This window comes from Streptomyces sp. NBC_01669, from assembly GCF_026339735.1.
Classification (GTDB): domain Bacteria; phylum Actinomycetota; class Actinomycetes; order Streptomycetales; family Streptomycetaceae; genus Streptomyces; species Streptomyces yanii.
This window is the reverse complement of record NZ_JAPEQG010000001.1, coordinates 5,098,533-5,114,487: the sequence shown is the minus strand read 5'-3', so window position 1 is coordinate 5,114,487 and position 15,955 is coordinate 5,098,533. Positions and strand designations below refer to the sequence as shown.

General features: G+C 70.8%; 14 protein-coding genes and 1 pseudogene. 6 read left to right on the top strand and 9 right to left on the bottom strand.

Translation table 11 applies throughout. The features are described from left to right. Positions 1 to 97: 97 nt before the first annotated feature. Positions 98 to 1,375: an ion channel protein gene (locus OG972_RS22930; RefSeq protein ID WP_266984318.1), complete on the top strand. Its 1,278-nt coding sequence runs from the start codon at positions 98 to 100 to the stop codon at positions 1,373 to 1,375. A 179-nt stretch (positions 1,376 to 1,554) separates the two neighbouring features. Continuing rightward, the gene (locus OG972_RS22925; RefSeq protein WP_266984316.1) at positions 1,555 to 2,979 is read left to right on the top strand and encodes a glutamate decarboxylase; all 1,425 of its coding nucleotides are present in this window, start codon (positions 1,555 to 1,557) and stop codon (positions 2,977 to 2,979) included. A gap of 13 nt (positions 2,980 to 2,992) precedes the next feature. On the opposite strand, the gene OG972_RS22920 is transcribed toward OG972_RS22925, so the two are convergent. From OG972_RS22920 to OG972_RS22895, 6 genes are all read right to left on the bottom strand, one after another. After that, positions 2,993 to 3,805 carry an ABC transporter permease gene (locus tag OG972_RS22920; protein ID WP_266984314.1) on the bottom strand — a complete coding sequence of 271 codons (813 nt, stop codon included), beginning with the start codon at positions 3,803 to 3,805 and terminating at the stop codon, positions 2,993 to 2,995. After that, positions 3,802 to 4,740 (bottom strand): ATP-binding cassette domain-containing protein, encoded by a 939-nt coding sequence (locus OG972_RS22915; RefSeq protein ID WP_266984312.1) that lies wholly within the window; start codon positions 4,738 to 4,740, stop codon positions 3,802 to 3,804. The genes OG972_RS22920 and OG972_RS22915 overlap by 4 nt, the downstream gene beginning before the upstream one ends. A 95-nt stretch (positions 4,741 to 4,835) precedes the next feature. After that, positions 4,836 to 5,477, bottom strand: a complete 642-nt coding sequence (locus OG972_RS22910; RefSeq protein ID WP_266984310.1) for a PadR family transcriptional regulator — start codon at positions 5,475 to 5,477, stop codon at positions 4,836 to 4,838. A gap of 18 nt (positions 5,478 to 5,495) precedes the next feature. Continuing rightward, complete coding sequence (locus OG972_RS22905; protein WP_266984308.1) at positions 5,496 to 6,047, bottom strand: DinB family protein; 552 nt, start codon at positions 6,045 to 6,047, stop codon at positions 5,496 to 5,498. A gap of 103 nt (positions 6,048 to 6,150) precedes the next feature. Continuing rightward, positions 6,151 to 7,608, bottom strand: a complete 1,458-nt coding sequence (locus tag OG972_RS22900) for an aldehyde dehydrogenase family protein (RefSeq protein WP_266984306.1) — start codon at positions 7,606 to 7,608, stop codon at positions 6,151 to 6,153. A 54-nt stretch (positions 7,609 to 7,662) separates the two neighbouring features. Beyond that, on the bottom strand, positions 7,663 to 8,544 hold the full coding sequence (locus OG972_RS22895) for a helix-turn-helix transcriptional regulator (RefSeq protein ID WP_266984304.1): 882 nt from the start codon (positions 8,542 to 8,544) through the stop codon (positions 7,663 to 7,665). A gap of 295 nt (positions 8,545 to 8,839) precedes the next feature. Between OG972_RS22895 and OG972_RS22890 the strand changes: the two genes are divergently transcribed. Then, the gene (locus OG972_RS22890) at positions 8,840 to 9,364 is read left to right on the top strand and encodes an ATP-binding protein (protein WP_266984302.1); all 525 of its coding nucleotides are present in this window, start codon (positions 8,840 to 8,842) and stop codon (positions 9,362 to 9,364) included. Between the two features lie 60 nt (positions 9,365 to 9,424). Here OG972_RS22890 and OG972_RS22885 read toward each other — a convergent pair whose 3' ends face one another. Then, a complete protein-coding gene (locus OG972_RS22885; protein ID WP_037690973.1) occupies positions 9,425 to 9,667 on the bottom strand; it encodes a DUF397 domain-containing protein in 243 nt (80 codons plus the stop codon). A 260-nt stretch (positions 9,668 to 9,927) separates the two neighbouring features. Here OG972_RS22885 and OG972_RS22880 point away from each other — a divergent pair, with 260 nt between their 5' ends. Beyond that, positions 9,928 to 10,401, top strand: a complete 474-nt coding sequence (locus tag OG972_RS22880) for a hypothetical protein (RefSeq protein WP_266984301.1) — start codon at positions 9,928 to 9,930, stop codon at positions 10,399 to 10,401. A gap of 271 nt (positions 10,402 to 10,672) precedes the next feature. Here the strand turns inward: OG972_RS22880 and OG972_RS22875 are convergent. Both OG972_RS22875 and OG972_RS22870 read right to left on the bottom strand, forming a co-directional pair. Next, positions 10,673 to 11,553: pseudogene (locus OG972_RS22875) on the bottom strand (FUSC family membrane protein); the annotation flags it as partial. Between the two features lie 86 nt (positions 11,554 to 11,639). Next, entirely contained in the window at positions 11,640 to 12,806 is a 1,167-nt protein-coding gene (locus OG972_RS22870; RefSeq protein ID WP_266984300.1) for a DUF2786 domain-containing protein, read from the bottom strand. A gap of 106 nt (positions 12,807 to 12,912) precedes the next feature. On the opposite strand from OG972_RS22870, the gene OG972_RS22865 reads away from it, so the two are divergent. Next, the gene (locus OG972_RS22865) at positions 12,913 to 13,695 is read left to right on the top strand and encodes an ABC transporter ATP-binding protein (RefSeq protein ID WP_266984299.1); all 783 of its coding nucleotides are present in this window, start codon (positions 12,913 to 12,915) and stop codon (positions 13,693 to 13,695) included. After that, positions 13,689 to 15,821: an FtsX-like permease family protein gene (locus tag OG972_RS22860; RefSeq protein WP_266984284.1), complete on the top strand. Its 2,133-nt coding sequence runs from the start codon at positions 13,689 to 13,691 to the stop codon at positions 15,819 to 15,821. The genes OG972_RS22865 and OG972_RS22860 overlap by 7 nt, the downstream gene beginning before the upstream one ends. The last annotated feature ends 134 nt before the right edge of the window (positions 15,822 to 15,955 follow it).

Genomic DNA, 15,955 nt, shown 5'->3' with positions numbered 1-15,955 from the left:
TGAGCCCTGACGTGACGTGAGGTGCAAGCCCGCAACGGCCCTCATACCCCGATGCAATGGGTGAGTTATGCGACTTTTGCGTCGTTATGGTGACCCGATGGTCTCCGACTCCGTCGCTCTCGCCCAGCCCACCCCGGCGCGCCGACTGCTGCTCCTCATCGTGCCCGCCCTGGTCGTCGGGACAGCCTCGGCCCTGATCCTGCTCGCCGTCAGCCTGTTCGCCGAGCAACTCCAGGACGTGCTCTGGAAGACGCTTCCCGACGCGCTCTCCATCGGCCGGTACTCCTCGCTGTGGATGATCGTGATGCTCACCGCGACCGGCCTCGCCGTCGGGCTGGTCATCCGCACGGTGCACGGCCACGCGGGCCCCGATCCGGCCACCACCGGGCTGGTCGATCCGCCTCTGCCTCCGGACGTCATCCCCGGACTGCTGGTCGTGACGGTGCTGGCGCTGGCGGGCGGGGTCAGCCTGGGGCCCGAGAACCCGATCACCGCCGCCAACATCGCGCTCGCCTTCTGGCTGGGCCGCCGGGCCGCCCCGGACAGTACGGCCGACCTCTGGATCGCGCTCGCCTCGGCCGGGACGATCGGCGCCCTCTTCGGCACCCCGGTCGCCGCGGCCCTGATCCTCACCGAGTCGCTCACCGCGGGCGGCGGCGAACCGGGCGCGCTCTGGGACCGGCTCTTCGCCCCGCTCGCGGCGGGCGTCGCGGGGGCGCTCACCATGACACTGCTGGCCCATCCCAGCTTCGACCTGTCGCTGCCGCCGTACCCGGGAGCGCACTGGGCCGATCTGCTCTCGTCGACCGTGATCGCCTCGGCGGGGGCGGCGCTCGGTCTGGCGGCGGTGTACGCGGTGCCGTACACGCACCGGGCGTTCCGCGCGCTGCGGCATCCGGTCCTGATGCTGACCGCCGGCGGTCTGCTGCTCGGGCTGCTCGGCGCACTCGGCGGCCATCTCACCCTCTTCAAGGGGCTGGACGAGGTGAAGGAGCTCAGCGCCGATCCGAGCGGCTGGTCGGCCGGGCAGTTCGCCACCATGGCCGTGGTGAAGACGGCCGCCCTGGTGATCGCCGCGACCTGCGGCTTCCGGGGCGGGCGGATCTTCCCGGCCGTCTTCGTGGGCGTCGCGCTCGGCATGTGCGCCCATGCGCTGATCGACGTGGTGCCGCTGGCCCTCGCGGTGCCGAGCGCGGTGCTGGGGGTCCTGCTGGCCGTCACCCGGCAGGGCTGGCTGAGTCTGTTCACGGCGGCGGTGCTGGTCAGTGACTCGGCCGTACTGCCGCTGCTCGCCTTCGCCTCACTGCCGACCTGGCTGCTGGTGACCGGACGGCCGCAGATGCAGCTGCACGCGGACGGCACACCGCTGCGGTGAGCCGGGGCCCCTCCCGGTCCCGTCCGACGCGCCGGTCACGACAGTTGTCCGTATCGTCGCATTCGTATGGTCATGCCTCGCTTGCCCCACGGACGACGGCCTCGCGGCCGGGTACTGACCCCGGGCACCGAGCAGACCACCCGCCAGAACCACCGCCAGCTGAGAAGGGCTGTCCGCCGATGCCTCTCCATCAGGGTTCGAACCACGGCAAGGAACCGTCCGCGGAGCGCCGCAGGCTCGCCCTCAACCCCTTCTTCGGGGAGGCGGACCCGACCGCGGGTATGACGTCCGCGCCGCCCAGGCACCAGCTGCCCGACGGTCCGCTGCCGCCCTCCACCGCGTACGGACTCGTCCATGACGAGCTGATGCTCGACGGCAACTCCCGGCTCAATCTCGCCACTTTCGTCACCACCTGGATGGAGCCCGAGGCCGGGGTGCTGATGGGCGAGTGCCGGGACAAGAACATGATCGACAAGGACGAGTACCCGCGCACCGCCGAGCTGGAGCGGCGCTGTGTGGCGATGCTCGCCGACCTGTGGAACGCCCCCGACCCGTCGACGGCCGTGGGCTGTTCGACCACTGGATCCAGCGAGGCCTGCATGCTCGCCGGCCTGGCGCTCAAACGACGCTGGGCGGCCAGGAACGCCGACCGCTACCCGGCGACCGCCCGGCCCAATCTGGTCATGGGCATCAATGTGCAGGTCTGCTGGGACAAGTTCTGCAACTTCTGGGAGGTCGAGGCCCGGCAGGTCCCGATGGAGGGTGGCCGCTTCCATCTCGACCCGCAGGCCGCCGCCGAGCTCTGCGACGAGAACACCATCGGTGTCGTCGGGATCCTGGGCTCCACCTTCGACGGTTCGTACGAGCCCATCGCTGATCTCTGCGCCGCCCTGGACGCGCTGCAGGAGCGCACCGGTCTCGACATCCCCGTCCATGTCGACGGTGCGTCCGGGGCGATGGTGGCGCCGTTCCTGGACGAGGAGCTGGTGTGGGACTTCCGGCTTCCCCGGGTGTCGTCCATCAACACCTCCGGGCACAAGTACGGCCTGGTCTATCCGGGCGTCGGCTGGGCGCTGTGGCGCTCGCCCGCCCAACTCCCCGAGGAGCTCGTCTTCCGGGTCAACTACCTGGGCGGCGACATGCCGACCTTCGCGCTGAACTTCTCCCGGCCCGGCGCCCAGGTGGTGGCTCAGTACTACACCTTCCTGCGGCTGGGGCGGGAGGGCTACCGGGCCGTTCAGCAGGCGTCCCGCGATGTGGCGAGCGCACTCGCCGCCCAGATCGAGAAGCTGGGCGACTTCCACCTCCTCACTCGGGGCGACGAGTTGCCCGTCTTCGCGCTGACGACCGCGCCCGATGTGCGGGCGTACGACGTCTTCGACGTGTCACGCCGACTGCGCGAGCACGGCTGGCTGGTACCCGCGTACACCTTCCCCGCCAACCGACAGGACCTGTCGGTGCTCCGGGTGGTGTGCCGCAACGGTTTCTCCTCGGACCTCGCGGAACTGCTCATGGAGGACCTGCGCCTGCTGCTGCCCGACCTGCGCGCCCAGCGGCATCCGCTGAGCCACGACCGGAACGTGCCGACGGCGTTCCACCACTGAGAGCCCGGAGGTTCTACCCGCCGATCCGGGCGAACCTCCGCACCGCCAGCGGGAAGAACACCGCGATCAGCGCCACCGGCCAGGCCACCGCGAGAAGTTCGGCATGGGCGGCCGCCCATGAACCGCCGGAGCCGCCGGGGTTGCCGAACAGCCCGCGGACCGCCGTGACCGTCGCCGACATCGGGTTCCACTCGACGACTGCGCCCAGCCGGCCCGGCATCGACTCCGGTGCCGCGAAGACGTTGGAGAGGAAGCCGACCGGCCAGACCAGGATCTGCACCGCCTGCACCATCTCGGGCCTCCCCGCCACCATCGCCAGCTGGATGCCGGTCCACAGCATCGCGAACCGCAGCAGCAGGAGCAGCCCGACCGCGCCCAACGCCGCGGTGAGCCCGTTGTGCCAGCGCCAGCCGACCGCGTACCCGACGCCGGTCATCACCGCGAGCGCCGCCACCGACTGGAGCATGTCCGCGACGCTCCTGCCGACCAGCACCGAGCCGGAGAACATCGGCATGGCGCGGAACCGGTCGATGACGCCCTTGGTGAGGTCCTGGGTGACCGCGAGCATGGTCGCTTCCAGGCCGAACGCCATGGTCAGCGCGAGCATGCCGGGCACCAGGAACTCGGCGTGGTCACCGTCGACGCCTCGGCCGCCGCCGACCAGATACGTGAACATCAGCAGCAGCATCACGGGAAAGGCCAGACCGACGACGATCCGCACCGGCTGCCGCGCCCAGTGGGCGAGTTCGCGCCGGGTCATCGTCCACGAATCGGCCAGCACCCAGCCGGCCGCGCCCGTGCCGGCGCGCGTACCGATGGCACTCATGCGGCAACCTCCGCGTCCATGCCCGTGAGCGCCATGAAGACCTCGTCGAGGGTGGGCCGGCGCACCGCGATGTCGTCCGCCTCGATCCCCGCCTCCTGCAGCGCCCGCACCGCCCGGGTGAGTGTCGCCATCCGGTCCCCGGCGGGCGCCCCGATCAGCCGCCGGTCGGCGTCGAGAACCGCGCCGTCCGTCAGGAGCGCCGCAGCGGACTCCAGTTGGGATGCGTCACGGACGACGACGTCGATACGGTCCCCGCCCACCCGCGCCTTCAATGTGTCGGCGGTGCCGTCCGCGACCACCCGGCCGCCGTCGATCAGCGAGATCCGGTCCGCCAGCTGGTCGGCCTCCTCCAGGTACTGCGTCGTCAACAGGACGGTCGTGCCTCCTCCGACCAGGGAGCGCACCGACGACCACACCTCGGCACGGCCGCGCGGGTCGAGTCCGGTCGTCGGCTCGTCCAGGAAGAGCACCTCGGGGTCGGTGATGAGGGACGCGGCCAGATCGAGCCGCCGGCGCATACCACCGCTGTACTCCTTGACCGGCTTGCGGCCGGTGTCCGCGAGCCCGAAGCGGGCCAGCAGTCCGTCGGCCCGTACGCCCGCCCGGCGTGCGCCCAGGTGGTGCAGCCGGCCGAACATCTCCAGGTTCTGCCGTCCGCCGAGCTGCTCGTCGAGGGCGGCGTGCTGCCCGAGCAGTCCGATCCGCCGCCGGACCTCACCGGCTTCGCTCCGTACGTCGAACCCCACCACCTCGGCCCGGCCCCCGTCGGGGCGGAGCAGCGTGGACAGGATGCGTACGGCCGTGGTCTTGCCCGCACCGTTGGGCCCGAGCACGGCGTGCACCGTGCCTCGGCCGACCGTGAGATCGAGGCCGTCCAGGGCGCGCCTGCCCCTGTACCTCTTGTGCACATCGTCGAGAACGATCGCGTCCGCCACCCTCGCCACACCCTCTCGTCGCCACCGCAGACCAGCTAGTCAAACTTGACTAGATGGGGAAAGGTAACCGGATCCAACCCATTCGTCAAACTTGATTAGTCGAGATCCCCGGGATCCGGGACACCGGTCGCAAACGGGTTCTCCTCACCCTCGGCGAGCACCCCGACGAACGGATCGCCCTCCCCCGCGAAGGTGTACGCGCCGCCCTCGATCCGCTCGATCAGCCCCCGCGTCCACTCGGCTCCCGCGTCCGCCGAGTGGACCCACATGTTCATGATCTCGCCGATGTGACCGAGCGACTCGGGCCCGTCCTCCGGCGTGTAGTACTCGGTGACCGAGGCCCGCCAGGCCGCCAGCCCCGCCACCCGCTCCTTGAGCAGCGCGACCGCTTCGGACCGCTCCAGGTCGACGATGAAGCCGATGCCCGCCGACAGCACGTCCATCTTCTGGTCGTACGAGGTGAGCGCCGCACGCAGCAGGGCGAGGTACTCCTCGGTGCCCTTCTCGGTGATCTCGTACTCGGTACGGGGCGGACCGCCCGCGGTGCTCGGGGCGACCTCATGGGCGATCAGCAGCCCTTGCTTCGCCATCTGCTTCAGGGCGTGGTAGACCGAGCCCGGCTTGGCGTTGGACCACTCGTGGGCGCCCCAGTACTCCAGGTCGTTGCGGACCTGATAGCCGTGCGCCCGGCCGTGCTGACGCACGGCACCGAGGACCAGCAGCCGGATCGCGGACATCCCACCCACCCTTCCTATTCAACTTTGACTAGGGTAGCCCGCCTCCTCGGCGACCAGTTCGAACGCGGTCCGGCCGTCCAGGGACTCCCGGATGATGTCCGCGTGCCCGGCGTGCCGGGCGATCTCCTCGACGAGATGGATCAGCAGCCAGCGCATCGAGCAGCGCTGGTCCTTCGGGAACCAGGGCGCCTCGGGCAGCGGGAACGTGTCGTTCATGCTCTCCACCGAGTGGATGAACTCCTCGGTCTCCGCCGCGACCTTCGCCCAGAACTCCAGCATCTGCGGGACCGTCTCGTCCCCGACCAGCCGGAAGCTGTCTGCCCAGGTCTCCTCGGTGCGGGCCTTCTCGTTGGGGCGCTGCTGGGCGAGGCGCAGCCAGTTCAGCTCGGTCTCCGCGACATGCTTGAGCAGCCCGGAGAGGGAGAGTTCGCCGGCGCTGGGCCGGCTCGCCGCCTGCTCCTCGGTGAGTCCGAGCAGCGAGCGCCGGATCGCGCCGCGCTGGGCCTCGACGAAGGAGAGGAGCGCGCCGCGCTCGTCGCCGTGGGCCTCTGCGGGAACGTGAGTGACCATGATGTCCGCCCTTCGGAACCGTTCGAGCCTGGGCTCGGTGTCTTCCTGACACCGACCAAGCTACGGACCCTTGCGGACAGCTTCCGTCCTCAACGGGCGGGCATCAGAGCGAGAATTCGGTCCGGCCGTGCTGGATCGAGATCCACTTCTGGGTGGTGAACGCCTCCACGGTGGCGTCGCCGTTCAGCCGCCCGGTCCCGGAGGACTTCTCGCCGCCGAACGCCACCAGCGGGTCGTCCGCGATCGTGGAGTCGTTGACGTGGAACATTCCGGTGACGATGCGCTGCGCGAACCGCACCCCGCGCTCGGCGTTCCCGGTGTGCACGGCGCCGCTCAGCCCGTACGGGGTGTCATTGGCGATCCGTACGGCCTCCTCCTCGCCGTCGAACGTCATCAGCAGCGCCACCGGACCGAAGATCTCCTGGGCGAGCAGCGGCGAGTCGTCCGGGAGCCCCGCGAGGACGGTCGGCTCGACGAGATTGCCGCGGGTGCCGCCCCGAACGAGCGCCGTGGCACCTTCGGCGACCGCCTGGTCGACCAGCGCGGTCAGCGCGTCGGCCTGGAAGGTGTTGATGACCGGGCCGATCTGGGTTTCGGGGTCGCGCGGGTCGCCGGTCCTGAGCGCCGCCACCTTGGCGGTGAACTTCTCGGTGAACTCGGGTGCGAGGGAGCGGTCCACCAGGATGCGGTTGGCGGCCATGCAGACCTGCCCCTGGTAGACGAAGCGGCTGAAGACGGCCGCGTCGACCGCGTAGTCGATGTCCGCGTCGTCCAGCACCACCAGAGCGCTGTTGCCGCTGAGTTCGAGGATGGTCCGCTTGAAGAGTCCGCCCGCGGTCGCACCGACATGGCGGCCGACCCGGTCCGAGCCGGCGAAGGAGATCACCTTGGGCACGGGGTGCGCTATCAGCGCGTCGCCGATCTCGGCGATGTCGGTGACCAGGACGTTGAGCAGTCCGGCGGGCAGCCCGGCATCCTCGAAGATCTTGGCGATCAGTCCGCCGCCGACGACGGGAGCGTTCTGGTTGGGCTTGATGACGACCGCGTTGCCGAGCGCCAGGGCCGGTGCGACCGACTTCATCGTCACCAGGAAGGGGAAGTTGAACGGGCTGATCACGCCTATGACGCCGACGGGCAGCCGGTAGACGCGATTCTCCTTGCCGTCCACCGGGGACGGCAGGATCCGCCCCTCGGGGCGCACCGCCTGCTGGATCGCCTCGCGCAGGAAGTCCTTGGCGCAGCGGATCTCGAACTCCGCCTTGAGCCGGGTGCCGCCCAGTTCGTCGTTGATCGCCCCGATGATGTCCTCGGTGCGCTCCTCGGTGATACGCAGGGCGCGTTCGAGGACGAGGCGGCGTTCGTACGGGTTGGTGGTGGCCCAGACCCGCTGGGCGCGTTCGGCGGCACGGTAGGCCTCGTCGACCTCCTGCGCGGTGGCGACGGTGATGGCGGCGAGCTTTTCCCCGTTGTACGGATTGAAATCGATGATGTCCCACGAGCCCGTGCCGGTCCGCCACTCACCGTCGATGTACTGGTTGGCCAGCTCGTTGAAGAAGGACATGCGATCCCTTACTGCAGGTGCAGACTCCCGTTGATACGTCATCGTACTGATGAATCAGGAGAGTTGGAGAAGGCCGCGGAGCAGATCACGACTCTCCTCGGGACCCGGACTGTCGTGGTGGAGCCGCGTCATCGCCTTTTCGTACTGGGCGACTTCCTCGGCCTTGTCCAGATAGAGCGCACTTGTCAGCTGTTCCAAATAGACAATGTCCGACAGGTCGGATTCCGGGAATCGCAGCATCGTAAAGGAGCCGCTCTCTCCGGCATGCCCGCCAAAACTGAAGGGCATCACCTGAAGCGTGATGTTCGGCTGTTCCGACATTTCGATCAGATGCCGCAATTGCGCGCGCATCACCTCGCGTTCGCCGTACGGGCGGCGCAGTGCCGCTTCGTCCAGCACGGCATGGAAGCTCGGGGCGCGTTCGGAGACGAGGACCTTCTGCCGCTCGAGCCGGAGCGCGACCCGGCGGTCGATCTCGGCGGCGGGGGCACCGGACATGCCGCGGGAGACCACGGCGTGCGCATACGCTTCGGTCTGCAACAGACCGTGGACGAACTGGACTTCGTAGATCCGGATGAGCGAGGCCGCCCCCTCCAGCCCGATGTACGTCTGGAACCAGCCGGGCAGCACGTCTCCATAACTGTGCCACCAGCCCGCCACGTTGGCCTCGCGGGCCAGGCCGAGGAGCGAGTCGCGCTCCGCCTCGTCCGTGACCCCGTAAAGCGTGAGCAGGTCCTCGACGTCCCTGGCCTTGAAGCTCACCCGTCCCAACTCCATGCGGCTGATCTTCGATTCGGAAGCACGGATGGAGTAGCCGGCCGCCTCGCGGGTGATGCCGCGCGAGTCGCGCAGCCGCCTGAGCTGAGAGCCCAGCAGGATGCGCCGCACCACGGATCCACTCGACTCGCCTGCCGCCACTGGTCCAACCCTCCCCATCGCTTCCTGGGCATCGGGGCACCCCCTGAACCCCAAGAGCCGGATTCTGCCATCAAAACGCTTCAGCCCGTACTCATTCGATTACGGAAATGAGAAGACTTACAGAAAGCCATGAAACTATCTGTAGGAAGAAATGAGCAAGAACCGGCACGGGATCGGACAGGTCCGGCGCGTGCACGTGCATCTGCCCTTGCATCTGCTCAGCGCATTCGGAACCATGGGCCCCGCGCACCTGCGTGCTCGTTCGTGTTGTGCCGCAGTACCGCTACAGCCGCGAATCCCGGGAGTGCCTCGCATGGGGACGAATGGATCGACGATGCTCGGGCCGTTACGGCAGGGGCTTCCCCCCATCGATCCCTCAGCCGCCGCCGGATCAGCCACCTGCACCCTGCCGGCCCGGTACGAAGCCGTCGGTGGGGCCCGCCAGTTCACCAAGGCGACGCTGGCCCGGTGGGAGCTGAGCGACCGTTTCGACGACGTCGCCCTGGTCGTCTCCGAACTCGTCACCAACGCGCTGCGGCATGCGCTGCCCGAGGAAGCCCCGAGGGACCCTCAGGGGGCTCCGGTGAAGCTGCACTTGATGCGCTGGTCCTCACGCCTGGTGTGCGCGGTGCGCGACCCCAGTCAGGCGAGTCCGGTGGCGTCCGAGGCGCCGGACTCGGCGGAGTCGGGCCGCGGCCTGTTCCTGGTCGAGTCGTTCAGTGACGGCTGGGGCTGGCACCCGTCCCCCGCACTGGGTCCGGAGAATCCGCCCGCGGGCTCGCAGGCCCTGCGCGGCAAGGTGGTCTGGGCGCTGTTCCGGCTCTCCGACACCGCCTGACACACGAGGCCCGGCGCGGCGTTCCGCACGCACGGCCCGCGTTTTCCGCCCGTACGGCGGTCAGCCGCCCGCTATCAGGTGATCGAACTCCCCGTCCTTCACGCCGAGCAGCAGCGCTTCTATCTCGGCCGGCGTATAGACCAGGGCGGGCCCGTCGGGGTGGCGTGAATTCCGCATCGCCACATCCCCGTCGGGCAACTTGGCGAACTCCACGCAGGATCCCTGGGAGTTGCTGTGCCTGCTCTTCTGCCAGACGACTCCGCGAAGCTCTGTGGCGGCCATGCCGTTGTACACGTGGTGCACAGGACGCTCCCCGAGTTGCAAGGTGCAAGTGTCAACTGGTTCGGATCATAGCTGTGTTCATATGCCGCTGCATGAGCAGATGCACGTGCACGCGCGGTGTTCTCTTGATTACAGCTTTACCTTCGCCCGCCTGCCCGCTCTCCGGAGAGATAGACGATCGGAGCGTCTATTTGGCTCCCGGCAGCAGGAGTTGCCCCGAAAATCGATCCGCACGCCCTGGTAACTTTGGGCGGTCTTTCGTCAACAAGGGGGAATTTCAGGTGCACCCACTCGTACGAACCGGCGCCGTCGTCGTCGCGGGTCTGGCCGCCGCGGTCGCACTGACGGGTTGCGGCAGTGACAGCGGGAAGAGCGAGTCGGACACCGGCGCTGCCGACGGGCCCACCTCGGCACCCGCCGACGGCGGCGACAGCGGTTCCGCGGGAGACGCCGCGGCGCTCGACGGGACGTGGGCCGGGATGACCGACGGCAAGGCCGTCGCCCTGTCCGTCACCGCCGGCAAGGCCGCGCTCGTCGCCGACGCCCACGTCTGCTCGGGCGAGGTGAAGGACATGGGCAAGGTGATGCTGGCGCTGAAGTGCACCGACGGCGACACCGCCCGCACCATGGGAGCCATCGCATCCAACGACGGCAGGACGATCGTCGTGGAGTGGGACGCCGGCGGCAAGGACACGCTGGCCAAGACGGAGCCGGGTGCGCTGCCGACGGGACTGCCGGGCCTGCCCACCCCGTGACGCGGGAGCGGTGCCGGGCCGTTCAGCTCCGTCCGGCACCGCTCGTCCCGGGCCGGTCGCCCGCGCCGGCGTCCAGCGCCCGGGAGAACTCCCCCAGGGACTCCAGCAGCAGATCGGCCCCGTTCCGTACGACCGGATCGGATGTTCGCCCGCGCCTCTCGTCCTCCTCGTCCCACCGCTCCAGCGCCTCACGGACCGCCTCCCAGCGCGGTGCGCGGCGCTCCCGCACGTCCTTCGCGCCCTGCCCGGTGGCCCGGCGCAGCGCGTCGGCGAGCGGCGCTGCGGCGGGGGCGGGGAGGCGCACCGGGGTGCCGTGCCGGATGGTGCGGGCCGCGGCGTCCAGTACGGAGGCTGCGGCGGCGAGGAGTTCGCAGACCCGGCCGCGTTCCGGACCTTCGACGGGGGCGCCCACCGCCGAGTCCGCGAGCGAGGCGAGCACCGGCCTGATCCGTTCGGCGACGCCGCGGGAGCCGTGCAGTTCGGCAGGACGGTGGCGGGCCTGGCGCGGAGTGACGGCAGCCGCGCTGCGGGCGGTCATCAGCGGGACCGGGTCGAACTCCGCGACCGGGTCGTGGCGCAGCCTGCGGGCGTAGTCGGCCTCCGCCGCCAGTGCGTCGGCGAGGGCGTCGCGCTGGGCGCCCCATCTGCGTACCGGAAACAGGACGATCAGCGCCGCCTGGACGACCCCGCCGAACGCGATCATCACGGCGTGTACGGCCGCCTGGGCAACGGAGGTGGGGAGGGTGATCGTGACCAGCATGATGCCGACATTGGACGCGGCGATGATGCCGCCCGTCGGCCCGGCCGCCCAGGCCAGCCCGGCCAGGAACGTCCAGAGGACCAGCAGGGCCATGAACAGCGGAAGATGCGCGCCGGTGAGATAACCGAGGAACATCGAGACCGCGAGACTCGCACCGGAGACCAGGGCCAGGACGGGCTGGGGGCGCCAGCTGCGCTGGAAGGTGGCGATGGCCGCCTGGAACGCGCCGAACGCCGAACTGGCGGCGACCACCGGCCCGAAGAAGGCGAGACCGACCCCGATGACCAGGGCGAGTCCGGCCGCACCACGGACCGCGATGAGCGGTTCGAGGCGCCGCCGCTCGATCGTCAGCCCCGACGGGCGGTCTCTCTCAGCGCCCGGAGCCAGCTCATGGGCCGAGCCTATCCGGAATGCCCCTTATGGTGACTTTCCGGTCATCTGGTCGACAGAGGGGCGCCGACCGCTCGCGTACGCCTCGCTACCGGGGACCGTCGATGCCCGGCCGCCGCTCGCCCATCCGGGCACGGTCGGCGGCGGCCGTGCCGCGCGCCCAGCCCTCGCCGTCCGTCACTCCGCGCACCCGGGTGCTGGTCGTCCGAGGGAACATCCGGTCCGCGGCGTGCGTGACCGCCACGTCCCGCGCCGCCAGGACCGGCAGCAGATCACCGTCGGCGGCAACTCCCTCCGAGACCGAGGCCGCGGTCACCCGGGCGGTGTCGGACGCCAGGCGCGCACCCAGCCGCTGGACGTACGCCATCAGGAAGGACTGACGGAACGTCTTGGTCCGCTTGCGTCCGCCGGCCCGCTGGCCCGCCTCCGCCTTCGCCATCGCCGCCGTGCCCTGGACCAGCAGGGAGGTGTACAGCAGCTCCACCGCCTCCAGGTCCGGCTCGAAGCCGACGACCGTCGAGAAGCCGAGCTCGCTGTTCCACACGGCACGGCAGCGGTTCGCGGAGGCGACGGCGTCGAGCAGGATCGCCTTCGCCGTCTCGTACGGGGCATCGACCCCGATCCGGCATGCGCCCGGCGCCTCCTTGCTGTGCGTACGGGCGGCGAGGAGGGCCTCGTCGATGGAGTGCCGGGCCATCAGCTCCTGTGCCTTGGTGGTGAGGGCCTCCGCCTCCTCCGGGAACCCGGTCGCCTCCGCCTTCGCGAGCAGCGCGCGGATCCGGGTCAGCATGCGGGGTTCGTCGTGCTCGGGCGGCAGATCGAGCAGGCGGCCGGGGGCTCCGGGCGGCGGGCCGACCGGCTCGATCGAGGGGAGCCGGAGCAGCAGCCGGTAGAGACCGAGGAGGGCGGAGGTGTACGAGAACCGGTCGGGCCGGTTCCGCGGCGGCGGCGCGGGCAGCTCGGCCAGCTGGGACCGCCAGCGGGGCGGCAGCTGCTCGTACCGGCCGGTCTCCGAGGTGATCAGCCCGGCGGCGAGCCCCGCCCCGGTCTCGTCGAGTTCGCGGCGGACGATCCGTACGACATCGGCGGGCTGCCAGCCACGCTCCCAGGCCCGGCGGAGGAACTCCTCTCCGCGCCGGACCAGTTCCGCGTCGGCCGCCGGATCGGCGGCGAGGAGGGAGGCACCGGCGTCGAGACCGGCGTCGCCGTCCGAGTAGAGGGCTGCCGCGAATGCCTGGTCGATCACCGGTTCCATGAGGTCAGGGTAGGCAGGGCAGCGCGGCGGGGTAGGCCTGGCCCTACCCCGGATACGGGTTCTGATGGTCGTGTCCGGAGGTTCCGCGCGCGGTTCGATCGACGACATGACCTCCACTGCTGCCGCCGACGCGGTACGGCTCCGCTCCGTACGACGCTCGTACGGGAACCTCGACGCCCTCAGCGGCGTCGACCTCACCGTCCGCCCCGGCACCTTCACCGCCGTCATGGGGCCCTCCGGCTCCGGCAAGTCGACGCTCCTGCACTGCGCGGCCGGGCTCGACCGACCGACGTCCGGCACGGTCGAGGTCGGCGGGACGGCTCTGACCGGGCTCAGCGAGCGCCGGCTGACACTGCTGCGCCGGGACCGGATCGGTTTCGTCTTCCAGTCGTTCAACCTGGTCCCCTCGCTGACCGCCGCCCAGAACGTGGCGCTGCCGCTGCGGCTCGCGGGCCGTCGGCCGTCCCGTACCGAGGTGCGCGCCTCACTCGCGCGGGTCGGACTCGCCGACCGGGCGGGCCACCGGCCCACCGAACTCTCCGGCGGCCAGCAGCAACGGGTGGCACTGGCTCGGGCCCTGATCACCCGGCCCGCGGTGCTCTTCGGAGACGAACCGACCGGCGCACTGGACACCGCGACGGGCCAGGAGGTGCTGGTGATGCTGCGGGAACTGGTGGACCGGGAGGGACAGACGATCGTGATGGTCACGCATGATCCGGTGGCGGCGGCGTACGCGGACCGGGTGGTCTTCCTGGTCGACGGACACATCGCGGACGACCTGACCGGACTCTCCGTGGAACGGATCGCGGCCTGGACGACCGCAGCGCGCCCGAGCGCGGCCCGTACGGACACTGCGATCAGGGATCGCGCGGGGGTGGCATCGTGCTGACCGTCGCCCTGGCCGCGCTGTGGACCCGCTGGACCACTCTCATCGGCACCTTCGTCGCGCTTGCGCTCGGCGTGGGGCTGATCGCGACCATGGGGCTGGGACTCGCCTCGACTTTCGACGCCCCGGACCGGAAGCCGCAGCGATTCGCCGCGTCGCCGGTGGTGGTGAAGGGCATCGACACGCTGACCGTGCGGGTCCGGCGCGGACCGTCCACCGCTCATGTCACCAGGAGGCTCGCTCATCCACACCCTGTGGATATCAAACTGCTGCGTGACCTGGCGGCGCTCGGGCCGGTGGCCCGCGACGGACAGGACATCGGCGGCGGCCCGGACGCCGTGGGCGTGGACGCCCCCGTCGCCGAGGTCCGCCGCGTCGTGGGCGACCGGGCGGAGGTCCTCACCGGCGACGAACGCCGCCGCGCCGACCCGGTGACCGCGCGGGACACCGAGGCCCTGTCGGCCGTGAACGCCCTGCTCGGCACGGCGGGCTCCGTCACCGCGTTCGTCTCGGTCTTCGTCGTCGCGTCGACGTTCGCCTTCGCGGTGGCACTGCGCCGACGGGAGTTCGGTCTGCTGCGCACGGCGGGCGCCACCCCCGGCCAGCTGCGGCGACTGCTGCTGGTGGAGGCGGCCGTGGTCGGCGCCCTCACCTCGGCGGCAGGATGCGCACTGGGCGACTGGGGCGCACCGCACCTCGCCCGGCTGCTGGTCGACGGCGAGATGGCGCCCTCCTGGTTCACCATCCGCTCCACGGCCTGGCCGCTCCACACGGCGTTCTGGACCGGCCTGACCGTGGCACTGACCGGCGTCTGGGCGGCGTCGCGACGGGCAGGCAGGACCGGTCCTGCCGAGGCGCTGCGCGAGGCCGACATCGATGCGGGCGTGCTGCCGCCCGTGCGTCGGCTGCTGGGCTTCGCGCTGCTCGCAGGGGCCGGGTTCCTGATGACGAAGTCGCTGGTCACAGACCCGTCCGGGCTGCTGAAGCGGAAGACGTACATGACACAGCCGATGGTGCTGATCACCGGTGTCGCCCTGCTCGCGCCGCTGCTCGTACGCCCGTTGACCCGGCTGCTCCGACTTCCTGGGGCGACCGGAATGCTCGTACGGGCCAATGCGGCGGCGTCCCTGCGCCGTACGGCCGCCGTGGCCGCTCCCGTACTGATCGCAGTGGCGCTGGCCGGCTCGGTGCCGGGTTCCGCGATGACGGTGGCGCGGGCGAAGGGCGCCGAGGCGCGCGAGCACACCCGGGCCGATCTGGTCGTGACGGGCGCGGACCTCGAGGTACGGCGGATCCCCGGGGCGATGCTGTCCGCGTCCGCGTCGACCGCGGTCTTCGTGCGGGAGGAGGGCACCGCGCTCATCGAGACGGAGGCGCGGGCCGTCGACGACGCGAAGACGCTCGCGGCCGTCGAGCGGCTGCCGGTGGTGGCGGGCGATGTCCGTGACCTCGACGACCGTTCGATCGTCGTGAACGAGGAATGGGAACAGCACACGGTGGGCGCGACGGTACGGGTATGGCTCGGCGACGGCCGCCCGGTGTCGCTGCGGATCGCGGCGGTGCTGGCCATCGGTACGGGCAACAACGGCGCGTACGTCACGGCGGCGAACGCACCGACGGCTCCGGTGGACCGCATCGACGTACGCCTCACCCCCGGCGCGGACAGGACGGCGGTCGCCGCCGCACTGCACGGCACCGGTGGCACAGTGCGGTCGACGCAGCAGTGGCTGGCCGCCACGCATCCGCGCTCGAGCCCGCAGACGCGGCTCGGCCTGCTGGTGGTGCTGGGCATCGCCCTCGTCTACACGGCGATCGCGCTCGCCAACACGCTGCTGATGGCGGGATCGGTACGGTCCGCGGAGCTGGGCGCACTGCGGCTGGCCGGGGCGACCCGGACGCGGGTCCTCGGGACCGTCGCCGGGGAGACGCTGCTCGCGGTAGCGCTGGGAGCGGCGCTCGGCATGGCCGTGACCGCGGTCAACCTGGCAGGACTCGGCGCCGCACTCGCCTCACTGCCCGCACCGGTGACGGTGTCGGTGGAGTGGCCGGTGGTGGGGGCCGCGGCCGGGGTGTGCGCGGTGGTGGCGGTGGCGGCGGCGATGCTCCCGCGGGCCGTACGGCGCCGGTGAACCGGAGCGCGGGTCGGCGCGGGCTGTGGCTGCTGAACATCACGACCATCGCGATGACCACGACGATCGGCACGATCACGGTGAGCACCGGTCCGACCGGGTTGCGGTGTCCGTACACAGCGGTTGGTGCCCCG